This is a genomic window from Novosphingobium sp. AAP83 (assembly GCF_001295795.1).
GTDB lineage: Bacteria > Pseudomonadota > Alphaproteobacteria > Sphingomonadales > Sphingomonadaceae > Novosphingobium.
Genome location: NZ_LJHY01000008.1, coordinates 63920 through 82872 on the forward strand (window position 1 = coordinate 63920; position 18953 = coordinate 82872).

17 protein-coding genes are annotated in these 18953 nt (G+C 60.5%); 8 read left to right on the plus strand and 9 right to left on the minus strand.

What is annotated here, in order from left to right; all coding sequences use genetic code 11:
* Positions 1–124: 124 nt before the first annotated feature.
* The 3 genes from IP81_RS04785 (at position 125) to IP81_RS04795 (ending at position 4436) form a co-directional block, all read left to right on the plus strand.
* The gene (locus IP81_RS04785; RefSeq protein ID WP_054106844.1) at positions 125–2491 is read left to right on the plus strand and encodes a TonB-dependent receptor; all 2367 of its coding nucleotides are present in this window, start codon (positions 125–127) and stop codon (positions 2489–2491) included.
* A gap of 80 nt (positions 2492–2571) precedes the next feature.
* Positions 2572–3312: an SDR family NAD(P)-dependent oxidoreductase gene (locus IP81_RS04790; protein ID WP_054106845.1), complete on the plus strand. Its 741-nt coding sequence runs from the start codon at positions 2572–2574 to the stop codon at positions 3310–3312.
* A 38-nt stretch (positions 3313–3350) separates the two neighbouring features.
* A complete protein-coding gene (locus IP81_RS04795) occupies positions 3351–4436 on the plus strand; it encodes a DUF1214 domain-containing protein (protein WP_054106846.1) in 1086 nt (361 codons plus the stop codon).
* Here IP81_RS04795 and IP81_RS04800 read toward each other — a convergent pair.
* From IP81_RS04800 to IP81_RS04830, 7 genes are all read right to left on the minus strand, one after another.
* The gene (locus IP81_RS04800; protein ID WP_054106847.1) at positions 4433–4966 is read right to left on the minus strand and encodes an Lrp/AsnC family transcriptional regulator; all 534 of its coding nucleotides are present in this window, start codon (positions 4964–4966) and stop codon (positions 4433–4435) included. The genes IP81_RS04795 and IP81_RS04800 overlap by 4 nt on opposite strands.
* 13 nt (positions 4967–4979) lie before the next feature.
* The gene (locus IP81_RS04805) at positions 4980–5471 is read right to left on the minus strand and encodes an Lrp/AsnC family transcriptional regulator (protein WP_054106848.1); all 492 of its coding nucleotides are present in this window, start codon (positions 5469–5471) and stop codon (positions 4980–4982) included.
* A 91-nt stretch (positions 5472–5562) separates the two neighbouring features.
* Positions 5563–6735, minus strand: coding sequence for an acyl-CoA dehydrogenase family protein (locus IP81_RS04810; RefSeq protein WP_054106849.1), 1173 nt, complete (start codon positions 6733–6735; stop codon positions 5563–5565).
* Between the two features lie 6 nt (positions 6736–6741).
* Positions 6742–7530, minus strand: a complete 789-nt coding sequence (locus IP81_RS04815) for an SDR family NAD(P)-dependent oxidoreductase (RefSeq protein ID WP_054106900.1) — start codon at positions 7528–7530, stop codon at positions 6742–6744.
* Between the two features lie 118 nt (positions 7531–7648).
* Positions 7649–8464 (minus strand): SDR family NAD(P)-dependent oxidoreductase, encoded by an 816-nt coding sequence (locus IP81_RS04820; protein ID WP_054106850.1) that lies wholly within the window; start codon positions 8462–8464, stop codon positions 7649–7651.
* Between the two features lie 13 nt (positions 8465–8477).
* The gene (locus IP81_RS04825) at positions 8478–9551 is read right to left on the minus strand and encodes an alkene reductase (protein ID WP_054106851.1); all 1074 of its coding nucleotides are present in this window, start codon (positions 9549–9551) and stop codon (positions 8478–8480) included.
* A gap of 5 nt (positions 9552–9556) precedes the next feature.
* Positions 9557–10189 carry a nuclear transport factor 2 family protein gene (locus tag IP81_RS04830; RefSeq protein ID WP_054106852.1) on the minus strand — a complete coding sequence of 211 codons (633 nt, stop codon included), beginning with the start codon at positions 10187–10189 and terminating at the stop codon, positions 9557–9559.
* A 63-nt stretch (positions 10190–10252) separates the two neighbouring features.
* Here IP81_RS04830 and IP81_RS04835 point away from each other — a divergent pair, with 63 nt between their 5' ends.
* From IP81_RS04835 to IP81_RS04855, 5 genes are all read left to right on the plus strand, one after another.
* Positions 10253–10507, plus strand: a complete 255-nt coding sequence (locus IP81_RS04835; RefSeq protein ID WP_157573084.1) for a hypothetical protein — start codon at positions 10253–10255, stop codon at positions 10505–10507.
* Positions 10507–12207, plus strand: coding sequence for a class I adenylate-forming enzyme family protein (locus IP81_RS04840; RefSeq protein ID WP_054106854.1), 1701 nt, complete (start codon positions 10507–10509; stop codon positions 12205–12207). Before IP81_RS04835 ends, IP81_RS04840 begins: the two co-directional genes overlap by 1 nt.
* Before the next feature lies 1 nt (position 12208).
* On the plus strand, positions 12209–13075 hold the full coding sequence (locus IP81_RS04845; RefSeq protein WP_054106855.1) for an amidohydrolase family protein: 867 nt from the start codon (positions 12209–12211) through the stop codon (positions 13073–13075).
* A 118-nt stretch (positions 13076–13193) separates the two neighbouring features.
* Positions 13194–14276 (plus strand): Rieske 2Fe-2S domain-containing protein, encoded by a 1083-nt coding sequence (locus tag IP81_RS04850; RefSeq protein ID WP_054106856.1) that lies wholly within the window; start codon positions 13194–13196, stop codon positions 14274–14276.
* Positions 14273–15790: an amidase gene (locus IP81_RS04855; protein WP_054106857.1), complete on the plus strand. Its 1518-nt coding sequence runs from the start codon at positions 14273–14275 to the stop codon at positions 15788–15790. The genes IP81_RS04850 and IP81_RS04855 overlap by 4 nt, the downstream gene beginning before the upstream one ends.
* 363 nt (positions 15791–16153) lie before the next feature.
* On the opposite strand, the gene IP81_RS04860 is transcribed toward IP81_RS04855, so the two are convergent.
* Entirely contained in the window at positions 16154–17365 is a 1212-nt protein-coding gene (locus IP81_RS04860; protein WP_054106858.1) for a cytochrome P450, read from the minus strand.
* A gap of 190 nt (positions 17366–17555) precedes the next feature.
* The gene (locus IP81_RS04865) at positions 17556–18941 is read right to left on the minus strand and encodes an MFS transporter (RefSeq protein ID WP_054106859.1); all 1386 of its coding nucleotides are present in this window, start codon (positions 18939–18941) and stop codon (positions 17556–17558) included.
* Positions 18942–18953 lie beyond the last annotated feature (12 nt).

Below are 18953 nucleotides of genomic sequence, written 5' to 3' on the forward strand. Positions count from 1 at the left end.
GCGTAAGTTTTATGGAAAATTGCTACGGTTTAGGCAAACAACTTGTCAATTTCTCTAAGAAACAATATGAAACAGGTGATAATGAAATACGCGATAGCGTAATCACGCTCTGGAGGGAGATGTCATGAGGAATTTGCTTGTTGCCACGGCTACGATCGCGCTGGCCTTTGCAGGTGCATCAGCACACGCACAGGAAGCCGCCCAGGGTTCTGCCGATAACGGATCGGGCATTGGCGAAATTGTCGTCACCGCGCAGAAGCGGTCGGAAAACATCCAGGACGTGCCAATCGCGATTTCTGCCGTGGGCAGCCAGTTTCTGGAATCGCGCGGGATCACTTCGATTGACGCGCTTGGTTCGATTGCGCCGAACGTAAAGTTTGAACGCGCCCCTTCGAACAAGACCATTTCACAGATCGCTATTCGCGGATCTGTGACGATCAATCCGGCGGTGACGTGGGAGCCTGCGGTCGGCCTTTACCTGAACGGTGTTTATATCGCCAAGGCGCAAGGTTCGATCTTTGACGTGGCCGATCTGGAGCGCGTGGAAATCCTGCGTGGTCCGCAAGGCACGCTCTATGGCCGCAACGCATTGGCGGGTGCAGTCAACCTCGTGCCCAAAATGCCGAGCGGCGAATTGGGCTTCCGGGGTGAAGTGTCCTATGGCAACTTTGATCAGCGCCGCGTGCGCGCATCGCTGGATTTGCCATCGTTCGGGCCTTTCTCGCTCAAGCTTTCGGGCCAGATCCAGAAGCGTGACGGGTTTATCAAGCTGACGCCCAACCCGTTCCCGCAAGCCGTTGCGGCTGGTCCCGCTCTGGCCGGGCGCACCAACGATGTGGATGGCAAGAGCGGCATGGTGCAGTTGCGCTTCAAGCCTGAAGGCAGCAACTTTACCGCCGATTACATGTTCGATTATTCGAAGTTTGATCAGCGTCCTGACTATGCGCAATTGGTGCGCGTCAACCGCAATGGCCGGTTTGAGGATATCTTCGACCCCAATTCGCCCGGCTATGCCTTTGGCGGCGCGTTCTTCCCGCTGAACCTGTATGAAAACGCCGCGCGCCAATCGACCGGTTCGCTTGACGCCAATCCGCTGTACGAGCGTTCGCGAACCTATGGCCATGCCTTGACGATGGCGCTTGATCTGGGATCGGCGACGATCAAATCGATCACCGCCTATCGCAATCTGAAGTGGCAGGATTCGCTCGATCTGGACGGATCGCCGTTGCCGGTGGCATTGACGCAGCGCGACACCGATTTCCATAGCTGGAGCCAGGAGCTGCAAGTCAGCGGGAACGCGCTGAGCGACCGTCTGAATTATGTGGCGGGCGTGTTCTACTACAAGGAAAAGGCCGAAACGCTGGGGCCACAAAGCTTCTTTGGTGGCGGGGCTTCCTATCAATCGGATTACGGTTCGAACACCGAGGCCTTTGCCGCGTTCGCGCAGCTTGATTACAAGTTTACCGACGCGCTGACGCTGACGCTGGGCGGACGCTATACCCACGAGCGCAAGGATATCCGCCGCTTCTTCCGCATCAATTTCGATGCAGCCAATGGCGTGTTTGCGCCGTTTGTCGTGGCCAATATCCCTTATGGCGGCGTGCCTGATGCAACTTTCAACAAGTTCAACCCGGCGGTAACGCTGGCCTATCAGGCATCGGAAGGTATCAACGTATACGCGCGCTTTGCCCAAGGCTTCAAATCGGGCGGCTTCAACGGTGAAACCAACGATTTCCGTGCGCCCACCGCGGCATGCCCGACCGGCGCTGTGGAATTGTGCAATCCCTATCGTCCTGAAGAAGTGAACAGCTATGAAATGGGCCTGAAAACCCGTTTTGCCGATGGCCGGGTGATCTTCAACGTGGCCGCGTTCTGGAACGAGCACAAGGACATCCAGCTTTCGGTGTTCACGGCAGGAGCCGGTGCTTCGTCGATTGTCCGGAATGCGGCACAAGCACGCATTCGCGGGATCGAGTTCGAGACCGTGTTGCGTCCGGTTGATGCGTTGACGATCAATGCATCGCTGGCCTTCCTTGATCCCAAGTACAAGCGCTATATCGAAGCGGTGAACGGGGTTGATACCGATGTTTCGGCCAACCGCGCCTTCCCGCACACGCCCAAGACAACTGCTGCGCTGGGTGTGGATTATCGGGTGGCCGAAGGCGATTGGGGCCGCTTCAACGTGGGCGGTGATTTCAACTATGTTTCGGGTTACTTCACGTTCCCCTATGCACTAACCACGCCCAACCGGTCTGCCCAGAACGCCAACAACACGCGTTCACCGGGCCGCAGCATCGTGAACCTGCGGGCAGGGGTGGCCGAAGTGCCATTGGCCGGAGCGAAGGCGGAATTTTCGTTGTGGGTGCGCAACCTGACCAAGGAAAGCGATCCTTCCAACTTCATCGACTTTGGCCCCGGGTTCGGCGGTTTGACGGTGGGGTATTTCCCCGATCCGCGCACTTATGGTCTGACGGCTGCGGTGAAGTTTTGATGACAACGGGCGGGCAGCAATGTCCGCCCCTTTTTTGACATGGTAATCGCAAAAAGCGGCCGGACCCTTGGGAGAATGACATGCTGTTTGAAGGCAAACGCGGGCTGATAACGGGCGCTGCTTCGGGGATTGGCCGGGCGACGGCGATCAAGTTCGCCGCCGAAGGCGCGCAACTGACGATCGGGGATCGCAATCTGGCAGGGTTGGAAGAGACTGCTGCGATGATGGCGATCAAGCCGGTGATCCAAGCCTATGACGCGACCAATTTCGATACGTGCCGTGCGCTGGTGGATACGGCGGCACAGGGCGGTTTGGACTTTGTGTGCAACATTGCCGGGATGCTGAAGTGGGGGCCTTCCGATGCGTTCAGCGCGCAGGATTTTGATCTGCTGATGACGGTCAACGCGACCAGTGTTTATGTGATCTGTCAGGCCGCGATGCCGTACCTGATTGCAAGCCGTGGCGCGATTGTGAACACCGCGTCTACTGCCGCTTTGCAAGGCCAGCCTTATAACATCGCCTATTCGGCATCGAAACATGCCGTGGCGGCGATTACCAAAGGTCTGGCGATTGAATATGCGGCGCAAGGTGTGCGGATCAATGCGATTTGCCCGGGGCTTGTACTGACCCCGATGACGCGCGATACGCCGCCGCCCGAGGGTGTGGATTGGGCGCTGATGATGCGCAATGCGCCCAAGCTGCTGGACGGCGCGTGCGAGCCCGAAGACATCGCCGAGATGTTTGCATTTTTGGCCAGCGATAAATCGCGCAAGGCCACCGGCGCGCTGTTTACAGTGGATGGCGGCCAGATGGCGGGCTGAGTGCCCGATTCCTCAAGCAAACCTCAAGGAGTGATGCGATGCCTGATCCTGCCGGTGATGTGGGGGCGCTTGACCATGTGTGGCGTAATTTCTGCGCGCAATTGGCCGAGGCTGGTGAGGTGCTGGCGCGGCCATCGGCCCCCGCCACGGCGCTGGAGCAGGCAGAGGGGCTGCGCTATCTGAGCCGCCTGGCGCGCACGGCGCTGAACATGCTGGTGGATAGTGCCGATCCGGACTTTCCGCGCTTGTTCATGCTGTGTGATGACAAGATCAAGATTGGCGCGGACAATCCCGACAACATCTACCAGCAATGCCTGGTGCGCGCCGACCAGACATACCGTGTGACAGGCAAGCGCAATTCTGTGCCCTATTTCTCGATCGGCAGCAAAGCCAACCGCTATGCCATTGACGGGACGATGGCATCGACCGGCGAGATCGAGTTTTCCGATATGACATTCGGTCCTGACGGTAGCTTCGAGCTGATCGTCAGCAAGCGGCCGCATCCGGGCAATTGGTTGCCGCTGGCCGATGACAGCACTTTGCTGATCGTGCGCCAGACGTTTGATGACAAAGCGAGGCAAACGCCCGCTGATATCCGCGTTGAGCGGATCGGGGCAGGGCCGCAGGTTCCGGTCCTGTTGACGCCTGCGGTGATCGAACAGCAATTGATGGCAGCAGCGGCATGGACGCGCGGCACGGCCAATACTTTTGCCAATTGGTCAGAATGGTTCAAAACGCAGCCCAACCGGATCTATGACGGCGATCAGAGCGTATTCCAGAAGGCGGGCGGCGATCCCAATATCTGGTACGGGCACTTCTACTATGATCTCAAACCCGGCGAGGCTTTGGTGATTGAATCGCCGGTGCCCGATTGCCGGATGTGGAACGTGCAGATTGATAACTGGTGGATGGAATCACTTGATCACGTGCATCAGAAAGTGTGGTTGAACAATTCGATGGCCAAGCTGGAAAGCGATGGCAGCGTGGTGGCGTTGTGCGCCGATGCCGATCCCGGCTTTGGCAACTGGATCGATTTGGGGGGGCATCGTTCGGGCACCGGCCTGTGGCGCTGGTTTAATGCAGACCGCGTGGTAGTGCCGCAAATGCGGGTGATAAAGCTCTAATCGCTACTTTGCAGTGCAAGGTCTTCGAGTGTGGCGATGGGGCCTACGGCGGCGTTGTATTTGACCGATTGCAGGACCAATTCGCTTTCGGCTTCGCGGATGCCATCAAGCGCTAGGATCTGGTTCATTACTTCGGCAGCGTGATCCAGGCTGGGCAAGATGCACACCGCGACAAGGCGCGGGGTGGCGTTGGCATCATAAAGCGCGCTGACTTGGGGGATGGCAAGCAGCGCCTCGCGCACATGATCGAGCCTGCCATTGGCACAGCGCACGGTGATGAACATCATGTGCGGACCGTTGCCCTGGCTTATGGCTGCTGCATCTGTTGGGCGATCAATGCCGATGATCGGCACAAGTTTGAGCAGGCCTGCGCTTTGCAGCCGTTTGACCCGTCCGCGCACGGTGCCCTCTGTTACGCCAAGGTCAGCTGCGATTTTGCGGAACGACTGCCGCGCATCTTGCGCCAGCATGACGGCGATATCGCGATCAAGCTGATCGGTTGAGGGATATTCGGGCGCTTCTGCGGGCATCAGCGGTTCTCCATCACGTGCCCAGCGGCCCGACGGCAGGGATATAGCGGTAGATGTTGTTGACGAGTTCGACGTCGACATCCTCAACCCCCGGGATATCCGCCGAGGCATTGCGCACCGCTTCGAGCATTTCGCGCGCATTGTGGAAGGCATAGAGGCACGACACGGGATAGCGGCCCGAGGTGATGTGGACCGAGAGCACATCATCGCGTTTGGCCATTTCGCGCGCGACCTCGATTGGCGCGCGGCCTGTCACTTGCAGACGGATGCGTGCGACCATGCGATAGCCGTGGATACGATAATCGGCGACGGCGACCACCCGCATCAGGCCGCCTGCATCCATCGCGCGGATGCGATTGGCCACCAGATTGCCCGAGAGGCCCAGTTCCTCGCCGATGGTGGTGCTTTGTGCGCGGCCATCACGGGTGAGCACTTCGATGATGCGGAGATCGGTTTCATCCAGCGCGGTGGCGCGCAGGCGGCGTTGTGGCTTGTCTTCGCTCAAGTCCGACCCCTCCTTTATACCCCGCGACCGGTACCGCATTCCGCAACCGAGTTACGGGGACTGGCCACCGAGGGCAAGGGGGCGAGGCGTATCATCCCCGTGGTTCGCGCGGCAAGGCCAGACCGCGTTCGGCGATCAGGTTGCGCTGGATCTGGTTGGTGCCGCCATAGATCGTATCGGCGCGCGAATAGAGATAGAGATTGGGCAGAACATCCCATTTATAGGCATCGCCAGCGGCCACTTCGGCAGATTGGCCCAGAATGTCCATCGCCAGTTCGCCCAGCGCGCGGCGCCATGTGGCCCACTGGATTTTGTAGGTGAGGGCCGCGCCATCAATCGCCGAATGATCGGTGTTGGAAAGCATACGCAGCGCGCCGTAGCGCATCAGGTTGAGGCCGGTCTGCGCGCTGGCGATGCGTTGGCGGATGACCGGATCGGCGGATTTGCCGGTGGCCTTTGCCGCCGCGATGATGTCGTCCAGTTCGGTGCGGAAGCCCATTTGCTGGCCCAGCGTTGATACGCCGCGTTCAAATGCGAGCAGGCCCATGGCGATGCGCCAGCCATCGCCCGGAGCACCGATCAGGCTATCTTGCGGGCAGCGGGCATCGGTGAAGAAGGTTTCGTTGAATTCGGCATCGCCATTGATCTGGCGGATGGGGCGCACTTCGATGCCGGGCTGATCGAGCGGCATCATCAGGAATGACAGGCCTTTTGGTCCCTGCGACCCTTCGGTGGTGCGGGTGACGACAAAGATCCAGTCGGAAATGTGGGCAAGGCTGGTCCAGATTTTCTGGCCGTTGACCACCCATTCGCCATTTTCGACGTGGCCCTTGGTGCGCACGCTGGCAAGGTCTGATCCGGCGCCGGGTTCGGAAAAGCCCTGGCAGAAGATTGTGCGTCCCGCTGCGATATCGGGCAGGAAGCGGCGCTTTTGTTCGTCTGTGCCGAAGGTGAGCAGGGTGGGACCTGCCAGTTCGACGCCGATGTGATTGATCCGGCCGGGAATGCCGGCGCGGGCATATTCTTCGGCAAAGATCACCTGCTGGGCGAGCGTTGCGGCGCGGCCACCCCATTCCACCGGCCAGCCGATGCAGCCCCAGCGGTGTGCGCCAAGCTGCTGTTCCCACTCTTTGCGCCGTTCGGGCATGGCGGTGAGTTGGGTGATACCTTTGATATCTTTGAATTCGCCCGCCATCTGGCCCTTGAGCCAATCAGCACATTCAGCACGGAACGCTTCGTCAGACGCGGAAAAACCAAGCTTCATGTGGTGTCAGCCCGGCATATAGAGTTGAGCTGCCTTGCCACCATCAACCGGCAAGGCGGTGCCGGTGATGTAGCTGGCGGCTTCGGACAGCATGAAGACGATGGCTTGCGCCAGTTCATCGGGATCGCCACCGCGCTGCATGGGAATGGCCTGCGTGGTTTGCGCGGCATATTCGGGCGCGCGGCTTTCATAATCCACCGTAGCGGCGGTTTGCACTTGCCCCGGGACAATCGCGTTGACGCGGATGCCCAGCGTTGCACCTTCCATCGCCGCAGCGGCGGTGAAATGCACCAGCGCCGCTTTGGATGCCGAATAGCTGGCCATATTGGGCAGGGCGCGAATGCCGCAAGTGGAGGCAATGTTGACGATCGAGCCGCGCTGGCGACCGGTCATTTCCTGTGCCGTCATCACTTTCATCGCAGCCTTGGTGCCGACGAATACGGCGTCGGCATTGACCGCAAAATCTTTGCGCCAATGTTCCAGCGTGAGCTTGGCGATGGGCGCATAGTGGACCGACATCGCATTGTTGACCAGCATATCGAGCCTGCCGTGACGCGCGGCGATATCTTCGATCAGCGCGGTGAACGCGGCTTCATCAGAGACATCAAGCTGGTGCACTTCGACGCTGCCAACAGCGGCGATTTCAGCGCGCGCGGCTTCGAGTTTGTCTTCACGCCGCGCGCAAATGGCCACGGTGGCACCGCGCAGGGCAAGCAAACGGGCCGTGGCAAGGCCGATGCCATCGCTGCCGCCGGTGACGAGCGCGACTTTACCCAGCATATCCTGACCGGTCATGTTTTGAGCCATTGGCGATTCTCCGAGCGTGTAATTTGAACGCATAAGTGGATGTTTTGCAGAGTATGTAAATGCTATGCGTAAAATGGCAAAGAAAATTATGCGTATATGTGAGTTGTCAGCTAAACCATGAGCCCCCGTTGACATTGACGGTGCTGCCCGTGGCAAAGCTGGCATCGGCGCTGGCAAGGAAAACGACCGCTCCGGCGATCTCGTCTGGCTGGGCGAGCCGCTTCATCACGCTATCGGCGGCAACGGCGGCCTTCACTTCATCGGGCAGCGGCGCATAGATCGGGGTTTCGGTTGCGCCGGGGTTGACTGCATTGACGCGGATGCCGCGCGGGGCCAATTCGCGCGCCATGGCACGGGTAAGGCCGAGCACGGCGGCTTTAGCCGCGACATAAGGCACAGGACCATTGCCTGCCAGAGCGGCGGTGGAACCGATGTTGATGATGGCTCCACCTTGACCGGAAGCATCAGGGCCTTGGCGTGTCATGATGCGCAAGGCGGCGCGGCTGCACCGGAACGTGCCATCGAGCGTCACGGACAGGACGCGCGACCAGCCTTCATCATGACAGTGGATCGTCTGATCGGCATGGGTGGTTGGATCGCCGCTGGCTTGTGCGGCCTTGCCTGCATAGTATTCGGCCATGCCATCGCCCGGCGCGCTGCCGATCCCTGCGTTGTTGACGAGGATATCGACGCCGCCCAGCCGCGCCTCGACTTGCGCAAAAGCCGCATCGACCGAGGCGGTATCGGACACATCGCAGGCCACGCCGATATGCGGGGCGGCAAGCACGGCAGCGGCGCTTTGCTCTGATAGATCGAGCACGGCCACGGTCGCCCCTTCGGCGGCGAGACGCCGTGCGATGGCGGCACCAATCCCTTGTGCTCCGCCGGTGACAACCGCCCTTTTGCCCTGAAGCCGGTTCATATGTCTGATCTCCTTAGCTTGCGGGCGGATAATCGGTGTAGCCGCGCGCATCATCGCCGTGGCCGGTATAGAAGGTGGTGCGGTCTGCCTTGGCAAGCGGCGTGCCATTGCGGAAGCGTTCGACCAGATCGGGGTTGCCGATAAAGCCATAGCCGAAAGCGGCTGCGTCTGCTTTGCCATCGGCGATCAGAGTTTGCGCCTTGTCCAGCGTGAGGCCGCAGTTTTCGATTACCGGCCCGGACCAGTTGGCGCGGACCAGATCGAGCGCATCGAAGCCCTGGTTGGGGATGTGGATGAGGTGGCAATAGGCCAGCCCCATGCCATCAATCGCGCGCAGCAAAGTGGCGTAAGTTTCTGCCGGATCGGCATCGTTCATGCCATTGAAGGTGACGCCGGGGCAAATGCGCAAGCCGACGCGGCCCGGCCCGATAGCCTCGGCCATTGCCGCCAGCACTTCCACTACAAAGCGCACGCGGTTTTCAACCGTGCCGCCATAAGCATCGCTGCGCTGGTTGGAATTGGAGGACAGAAACTGCATGGGCAGATAGCCCGAGGCGCAATGGAGTTCGACCCCGTCAATCCCGGCTTGGCGGGCATTGCGCGCGGCGGTGGCATATTCGGCGATAACGCCTGCGATTTCGTGCGTTTCCAATGCGCGCGGGGTTTCGGTAGGTACCGGAACGCCATCGGGGCCGGGGATCGGATCGGGGCTGGCAATGGCGCTGGGTGCGATGGTGGGCGCATCGGCGGCCTTGTTGGCGCGCACCGAGGCGCGGCCAACGTGCATCAGTTGCATCACGATCTGCCCGCCGCGTTCATGCACGGCATCGGCAACCTTGCGCCAGCCTGCGATTTGCACCGGCGAATGGATGCCCGGTGTGCGCCAGTATCCTTTGCCAGCGGGACAGGGCTCGGTGCCTTCGGTGACGATCAATCCGGCAGAGGCGCGCTGGCGGTAGTATTCGACCATGTGATTGGTCGGCTCGTCATCGGGGCCTGCGCGATCACGCGTCATCGGGGCCATGACGATGCGGTTAGCAAGGGTGAGGTCCCCCAGACGGACGGGGCTAAAGATATCATTGGCCATGACGGTCAACTGCGCACGCGGGGGCGGGGCAGGGGGGCACCCTTGCGCATGGTTTCGATGAACTTTTCAAGCGGGGCGGGTGGTTCTACCGGGCCATCATGGGGTTGGCCGTGGCGTGCCCAATAGGTTTTCCAGCTTGGGAACAGATCGTGGAAGCTGCCGTGATAGGGCGCAACACCCGGCCAGCGCATCTTGCGATCCCCCACCGGCGGTTTGTTAAGATCGGACGCGTACCAATAGAGCGGCAGGCGGCGGCGGAAATACCAGCGGCCATCAATGCGTTCGTACTGATCGAAATACATCATTTGCATAATGACCCATTCGGGGCCGCATTCATGTTCGTTCTTGGAATAGACAACGCCCTGGGCGTGATCGGCATCATCAAAATCGATGATGTGGCCGCCGATGTGGTGGCTGGTGCCATCAAACTGCATCGAATGGGTTTCATCAAACCAGTCACGCAGCGCCTTGCGGCCAGACTTTCCACCGCCAACGCGCACGTCTTCGGGAAACAGGTTCACCCATGCATCGCCATCGCGCATATCGAGCGCGAGGGAATACTTCGCAGGAAGCTGGCGGATAGCATCGAGCGATTCAAGGCGATCAATCCGTGCGAGTAATGTGGCGTTATCAGTCACCAAATGCCCCCTGTATTTGCCGGTATGAAGGTTTGATGCGTATATTATCCATGCTTTGCGCTATTGCATACAGAAATATTTACGCAAATAAAATTCCAGGGGCTGTGCTATCATGGCCGCCCTTCCGGTTTTGCCGGTATGGGGAAGGGCGCATCTTGGGTGTTGGTAGGTTTCGATCTACGCATGAGAAATGTGCGCATGTTTGCTTCAAGAAAAGCCAAAAATTGCCCGATGCGCAAAAAACTTGGCTTTGAAATTCGCAAAAGTGGTTATATGATGCTTGTAAATAATGCGATGCACCGGTTTGGGAGTGTTTGATGTCCGATTTACAGGGCGTGGCGTTGCGCGATCCCGTACTGGCCGATCCCGTACTGGCACGCGTTGCAGGGCCGGGCTCTCCGTTCGAGATCGGGGTGCGCGATGGTTTGCGCCAATTCGTGCAGGCCCCGTCCGATCTGAACCTGATGATCGAAGCCGCGCGCCGGTTTGGGGACCGGACGTGTGTGGTCGATTTTGACAGCGCGGGCACCGAGCGGCGTTTGAGCTTTGGCCAGTTTTTCGCATGGCGCGATCAACTGGTGCCGATGCTGCATGTGCAGCGCGGGGAGCGGGTGGCGATTGCGATGCGCAACCGTGCGGAATGGCTGGTGGCGTTTCTGGCGGTGATGAAGGCGGGCGGCGTGGCCGTGCTGGTCAACAGCCGTGGTTCGGGGCCGGAACTATTGGCGATGCTGGAAGATGTCGACCCCGCCGTGGTGCTGTGTGATGGCGAGCGGGCGAGCGCGATTCGCGATGCCGGATATGCGGGCCGCGTGCTTGACCTGACCACGCCTTTTGCGCCTGACGAGATTGAGCGCCGTGTCAGCGAATATGCGGCGGAGGTTGCCGTGGCACAGGCCGATGACCCTTGTGCCATCCTGTTTACATCGGGCACGACCGGGCGGGTGAAGGGGGCGGTACTTTCGCATCGCAACATGATTACCGGTCTGATGACCACGCAGATGTCTGGCATGGTGGTGCTGGCCAATATGGCCGCGCAAATGGGGATGAGCGAGCAGGACCTGATTGCGCGGATGCCGCAACAGGCAGGGCTGCTGGTCTATCCGCTGTTTCACGTTTCGGGGCTGGGGGCGGGTTTCCTCTCGCCGTTCATGGCCGGATCGAAAGTGGTGATCATGCGGCGCTGGGACGCCGAAGAGGCCGCGCGACTGATCGCGGCTGAACAGATCAGCATGTTCAGCGCCGTGCCGACGATGCTGTGGGACATTCTGCATCGTGCAAGTACCGAAGGGACAAGCCTTGCCAGCTTGCGCAATATCGGCAGCGGCGGACAGGCGCTGCCGGTCAATCTGGTGGAAGCCGTACATGCGCTGTGTCCACAGGCGCAGATCGGCACCGGTTATGGCATGACCGAATGCTCGGGCGCGATTGCGCAGGCGGTGGGGCCGGAATTCATGAAACGGCCAGCCGCTGCCGGGCGCGTCTTGCCGATGGTGGAAGTGCGCATCGAAGGGGCCGATGGCGCGATCCTGCCGCTTGGCCAAGCCGGTGAGATCGTGGTGCGCGGCGCGCAAGTGATGAGCGGGTACTGGAACCGCGCGGAGGAGACCGCCGCCGTGCTGACCGCCGATGGCTGGTTGCGCACAGGCGACGTCGGCTATGTTGACGAGGATGGCTATGTGTTCATCGTCGACCGCAAGAAGGACATGGTCATTTCGGGCGGGGAGAACATCTATTGCGCCGAAGTGGAGCGTGCGCTTGGCATGATGCTGGGGCTGACCGAATGCGCCGCCTTTGGCCTGCCCGATGAGCGGATGGGTGAGCGGCTGGTAGCGGTGGTCGTAGTCAGCGGCTTGACCGAGGCGGACATCATCGAGGGCGTGGCGACGCAACTGGCGCGGTACAAAGCGCCGACCCGGGTTGTCATCAGCGAAACAACGCTGCCGCGCAATGCGCTGGGCAAGGTCGACAAGATCGCCCTGCGCGCGTTGTGGCCGCAGCTTTCAGGAGAGAATTGATATGGCCATGCCAAGTGACATCGGCATCATTGATTGCATGTTGGGCATTCCCGATGCCGAAGACCGCGCAGAATGGTTCGCGCCGTTCCGTCCGCTGATCAAGGACCAGCAGACGCTGAGCCAGTTTGCCATGCCCGCGCAGTATATGTTCAAGGATATCCCGCAATCGGGCGCGCAAGATGATTACATCGCCTGGACCGTGGCGCAGATGGACAAGCACAATGTCGAGCGCGCGCTGGTGGGGTGGAACGACAACGATACCTCGCGCCGGGCCAAGGAATTGTACGGCGACAGGTTTTTCTTCGATCTGCCGGTTGATCCCAATCACGGGGTTGAGGGCATCCGGCGGATCAAGCGCATCCATGCCGAAGTGGGGTTGAGCGCCGTCAGCGTGTTTCCTGCCGGAACCCTGCCGCAAGTGGCGATCAATCACAAATACATGTTCCCGCTTTATGCAGCCTGCGAAGAAATGGGCCTGCCGATCCTGCTGAACGTAGGGATTCCCGGCCCGCGCATTCCGATGGAAACGCAGAAGGTGGAGCACCTTGACGAGGTGTGCTGGTTCTTCCCCGAGCTGAAAGTGGTGATGCGCCACGGGGCCGAGCCGTGGGAAGCGCTGGCGGTGAAGCTGATGCTGAAGTGGCCGAACCTGTATTATTCGACCAGCGCCTTTGCGCCCAAGCATTACCCCAAGGCGATCATCGATTACGCCAACACGCGCGGGGCCGACAAGATCATCTACGCGGGGTACTTCCCGATGGGCCTCAGCCTCGACCGGATCATGGCGGATATGAGCCAAGTGCCGTTCAAGGACGAGGTGTGGCCCAAGTTCCTGCGTGAGAACGCGATCAAGGTGTTCGGGCTTTAGACGAGATCGGGGCTGGGAAGTCTGCCCCGCAGGTAAAGCAAAATCCGGGCGGGAAAGACAACCCAAACCGCCCGGTCGCGTCCCGCACTTTGCAGGCGCTTGAATTGGGAGACCGGCGATGAGTGCCAATGATCAGAAAACGGCAACCGATGCGCGCACCGCGCCTGTGGCGGTGTGGCAGATCCTCGATAAGCTGAAGGGGCAGGACCTGAAAGACTGGCGCACTGCGCCGGTCGAAGGCCGCGCCTCTGTGGCCGAGCGGAATCTGGATATCGGCATTCCGTTCGGCTGGTATCCGGTGGAACTGGGCGCGAACCTTGCCGTGGGCGAGGTGAAGCCGATGCGCTATTTCAGCACCGAGCTGGCGATGTGGCGCGGTGAGGACGGGCAAGTCCGCGTGATCGATGCCTATTGCAAGCATCTGGGCGCACACATGGGCCATGGTGGCAGAGTGCATGGTAACCTGCTGGAGTGCCCGTTCCACGCATGGCGTTATGATGGCGAGGAAGGTGTGGTCAAGGAGATCCCCTATTCGCGATCTATCCCGCCACAAGTGAAGCGCAAATGCACCCGCACCTGGAGCGTGACCGAGGCCAACCGCTGGATCTGGGTGTGGTATCACCCCGAAGACGCCGCGCCGCTGTTTGACGTGGTGCATCTGCCCGAAGCGACCGACCCTGAATGGACCGACTACGACGTGTTCGAATGGAACGTCTATGGCTCGGTCCAGAACATGGCCGAAAACGGCGTGGACGTGGCGCATTTCAAGTATATCCACGGCACCGCCAACGTGCCGCTGGGCGATCTGCGCTGGGGTGACTGGGGGCGCGGCGCGGATGTGAAGGCCAAGATGGGCACGCCGTGGGGTGAGGTCGATGGCCAGATCAGCTATGACACGATGGGGCCGGGGCAGAGCTGGACGCGCTTTACCGGCATATCCGAAACGCTGCTGGTGGCCTGCATCACGCCGGTTGAACTGGACCATGTGCATGTGCGCTTCTGCTTTACGCAGCCGCGCGCGCAGGCCGAGGGCGAGCGTGCCGGGGTGGCCCGCGCGATCATCCGCGATATCTGCAAGCAGTTCGATCAGGACAAGATCATCTGGGACCGCCAGAAATACGAGCCCAACGCCTATATCTGTGAAGGCGATGGCCCGATTGCCCAGTTCCGCAAATATTACGCAAGGTATTATGTGAAATGACGACGACACGGCGCGAGGCCATTGCCGGCGGGATTGCCCTTGCGGCCACCGTGGGACTCCCGATCGCAGCGACAGCAAAGGCACAAGCAATGGACGATGTTCTGGATACCCACGATTGTCTGGGGCTGGCAGGCCTTGTGGCCAAGCGCAAGGTATCGGCGGCCGAACTGCTGGAGGCGGCGATTGTCCGCACCGAGGCGCAGAACCCGAAGTTCAATTTCATTGCGCAAAAGCACTATGACTATGCGAGGGCGGCGATTGTGGCGGGATTGCCGCAAGGGCCGTTCACGGGCGTGCCTTGGCTGCTCAAGGACCTGAACACGTACATCGCGGGTGAAGTGACCGGGAACGGCAGCCGCTTTTATGCAGGGCAAAAGGCCAGCGTTACGTCCGAGCTGGTCAAGCGGATCGAGCGCGCCGGGTTTGTCATTTTCGGGAAGACTACGACGCCCGAATTCGGGCTGACCGGATCGACCGAAAGCGTGGCGACCGGCGCGACGCGCAATCCGTGGAACCCGGAACGGGTGGCGGGAGGATCATCGGGCGGTGCGGCGGCAGCCGTGGCGGCGGGCGTGATCCCGGCGGCCCATGCCACCGATGGCGGCGGATCGATACGCATTCCGGCATCGGCCTGCGGACTGTTCGGGCTGAAGCCTTCGCGCGGGCGCGTGCCGATGGGGCCGTTGCGCACTGAAGGCTGGGGCGGCATGTCGGTGCATCACGCAGTGAGCCGCACGGTGCGCGATTCCGCAGCGATCCTTGATGCGACGCATGGACCGGAACTTGGCTCCCGCTATAGTGCGCCGACGCCCGAGCGGACGTTTCTGGCCGAAGTGGGCCGCGATCCGGGCAAGTTGCGTATTGCGTTGATGCTTTCGCCGTTCTCGGGCGCGCCGGTTGATCCCGAGGTGCTTGCCGCCACGCGCGCGGCGGCAAAGCTGCTGGAGGGCCTTGGTCATCATGTGGAAGAGGCTGCACCCAAGATCGATTTTGGCAGCATTGCGGCGGCAAGCTTTGCCTTGATGGCATCATCGGTGGCCGCCGACTGCGAGGACCGCGCCAAGGCGCTGGGCATTACGCTGGGGCCCGATGTGGTGGAGCGCACGACGATGGAGTTTATCTCCATCGGGCAGGGCATGACCGGCAGAGACTTTGCGCGCGGCAATAATGCCTATCAGGCTGCCGCCGTGGCGATTGCGCAGTTCATGGAAAAGTTCGACGTGATCTTGTCGCCCACATTATCGGCACCGCCGCTGCCACTGGGCCGGATCGGGCTGAATACCGGGCGCAGCATGGCCGAATGGGGGCGCGAGGTGGGCACATTCACCGCGTTTGCCGGGATAGCCAATGGCACCGGACAGCCAGCCATGTCACTACCGCTGGGCATGTCTGCCGACGGGTTGCCCATCGGCATTATGGCCACAGGCCGTTATGGCGAGGAAGGGCTGCTGTTCCGGCTGGCCGGACAAGTGGAGCGCGCCGCGCCGTGGATCGGGCGGCGGCCAAGGCTTTGAGATCTCATATCGGAGAGGCATTATGCCGGCGTGCACTTTGGAACTGCAGCCGCGCAATCCTCGTGCCTTTGGTGATCGCCTTGGTCGCCTTATCGAGCGCGCTAAAGCATAATTCCAGCACCGGCTCCCCAAGGTGCAGGCTTTGACCCAGCGTGCGGAAATTTGGAAATATGTTCGGCAATTTCGTCGGGGGATGATGGGATGACCAAACTCCATCTCCCAATCCGACCCAGGTCCTTTGCGAAAACCTTCGCAAAGAAATGCAGCGCGCTTGGGAGACGATAGCACAAAATCATGGCCTGGTTGTCAAAGCCGGTGCGCTCCGGGAAGCAAAGTTGAGACATGGTTTGAATTTCGTAGGGCCTACTTCCGGATGAGTTCCACCGGCAACTGGTCGTAGGAAGAGAGGGAATTGTTGACCTCGCGCACCGGTTCTCCCGCAGCGCGGATTTCCGAAACCTTTTCGGCCAACATGCCCAGCAGGATTTCAGCCTCCATTCGCGCAACCATCTGGCCTGCGCAGCCGTGAATACCGTGTCCGAAGCCCATGTGCCCAGCAGTGCGGCGTGTGATATCGAACTTCGCCGGATCAGGGTATCGTGCCGGATCGCGATTTGCACCGGCAAAGCAAAGGCCTATACGGTCGCCCGCTCGCAGCGCGATATTGCCGAGCGTGACGTCGCGCGTGGCTACGCGGTGCAGAGTCTGGACCGAGACACGGTGCCGCATCACCTCTTCGAAGGCATCTCGGGCAAGCGTGCGGTCTTCGCTCAGGAGCGTCCATTGGGCCGGGTTGTCGACGAAATTCTTGAAGCCGTTAATAAGAGTGTAGGTCGTGGAATCTACTGCGGCCCCGAGGAAAATGCGCACGAGCATTCCCGCCTGGATTTCGTCAATATCACCTGAATCCACCGAGGCATAGATCTGCGCACCGAGGCCGTCGGGCGAAAGTGCCTCACGGCGCATCATCTGCTCAACCCATTCAAAGGAGCCGGCTTCGCGCGCTTTAGCCACAGCGCGTTCGAAGCCGGGCGTGACCGGCCCGAAAGTGGCGAGGATTACCGCGCCATAATGCCACATGTTCTCCCGCCCTTCTTTGGGCAGGCCAACTGCATCACCGATCGCGTTGAGAATGAAGGGTCGGACGAGATCTTGTGCAATGTCGATCTTGCCCCGTGCAACCGCAGCTTCGACCAGCGGGCGAGCGGTATCTTCGAACGACGCGCGCAGCTTTTTGAGTGCAACGGGCGAAAGCAGACGCACAATGATCGAACGGAAGGCGCCGTGATCAGGGGGATCATTTTCCAGCAGCAATCCCGGCTCACGCAGTAGTTCTCGTTCCTCAAGGCCAAGGTGGCCGACCCCTTTTGCCGACGAGAAGTCCTGCCAGGACGCAAATCCCTGCTTCACCAGATCGTAGTCGACCGTGAAGTAGTTGCCGGTTTTCGGGAGGAAGACGGTGCCCCCCATATCCCGAATACTTTCGTAAACCGGATAGGGATCGGACATGACTTCTTCAGAGAGGATGTCCACTTCCAACGTGGGCGCGGCAATACAGGACTTTATTTCAGCCATCGACTTTCCCGATCTCGGTTTGCAGGCAATTGCCCTCAGTAAAGCGCCAGCCTTCAGGCCTTGCACTTGACCCCGCTTTGTTGATGCTTAAAAACTAGGGGAAGCTAGTTGAGCGGGCAATCCGTGCACATGCAAGACCGTTATGGCACTTGCGCCTACACCCTCTTCGGATAGCGTGCGTCCCGCCGCGTCATGTCGGACCGGGTGACATGTATTTCATGTCACGGATCACGGTTCGTGCAGCGAGAGCATAATGGAGCGCGCTCCATGCCATGAAAAAGCCCGCGCAAGCGAGTGCATAGCGCAGACCGTTGGATGAGGCGGCGTCGCAGGCTACTTGTACGGTCATGGCGGACACGCCGCCCGGCGCGTGGAGGCAGGTGACAACATAATCCGCGCCGAAAATGTGCGAGGCAAACTGGTCGCTGGCAACGCCCAGCAGAGTCGGCCCGAAACTGCTGCCGATGATCCCGAGCAACATGGCCATCAATCCGACGACTGAGGCGCGCATGCGCGGGCCGACCATGTTCTGGATCATGGCATAGCTGGGCCCCATGTAGAACGCGCTCGCTATGCCGCCTGCGAGTAGCGACATACCGGTGACAGGCAACGATTCGGTTAGGAATGCAATGGGGAAAGCGACGGCCGCAATCGCGCTGCCAATTGCAGGCACCCAAGCATACCAGCGCATGTCGAAACGCCGTGCAAAGTCGGCACCCAGCCCGCCCATCAGGATCCCGATTACCCCGGAAAAAAGCGTGATGATGCCGAACAGAAAACCCGCCTGTGCCAGCGGCAGCCCGTGCGCGCGAATGAAGAACGGCACTTGGAACGGCATGACGATGTTGATCGCCAGAGCAACCAGGGCACTCCCGGCCAAGATGTGTCGGAAAGCGCGCAGCGGCATGGTCATGCGAAGGACATCGAGCAGGCTGGGTGGCGGCGTGCTTTCAGGCTTGGCACCATCGGCCAGCCCGCGCGGCGGTTCGCGCAGAAGCACGTAGATCGCGAGCGATACCATGGCTCCGGGAATGGCCGAGGCGAAAAAGACCATCCGCCAGCCCCAATTGGCCGCAATCCATCCGCCCATGCTGCTGCCGACGAAATAGCCGATCGGTGCGCCCAACCCGATCATCGTCATGATAGACGCGCGGCGGCTGGCGCGGAAATGGTCTGACAACAGTGACGATGCCGGCGCCATGTAGGCTGCTTCACCCGCCCCGACAGCCGTGCGCAGAATGAACAGCTGGCCGAAATTGGCAGCAAGGCCGCAAAGCGCCGATGCTGCTGAAAAGAACGCGACCGAACAGGTCAGAATCCTCACGCGACTGGCCCTCTCGGCCAGTCTGGCAATCGGCAAAGTCAAAGCCGAGTAGATGATGCCGAAGGCCAATCCTTGCAGCAAACCGATCTGGCTGTCGCTGAAACCGAGGTCGCGCCGCATCGGCTCGACAATGGCGTAGAGAAGTGTGCGGTCGGCATAGTTGAGGATCGAAGCAACAACCATGATGACGACGAGCCGGGTGCGATAGCCTCGGCTTAGCAGCTTTGCGGATTCGTCTGCGATGTTCAGCATTCCGGCCTGCTC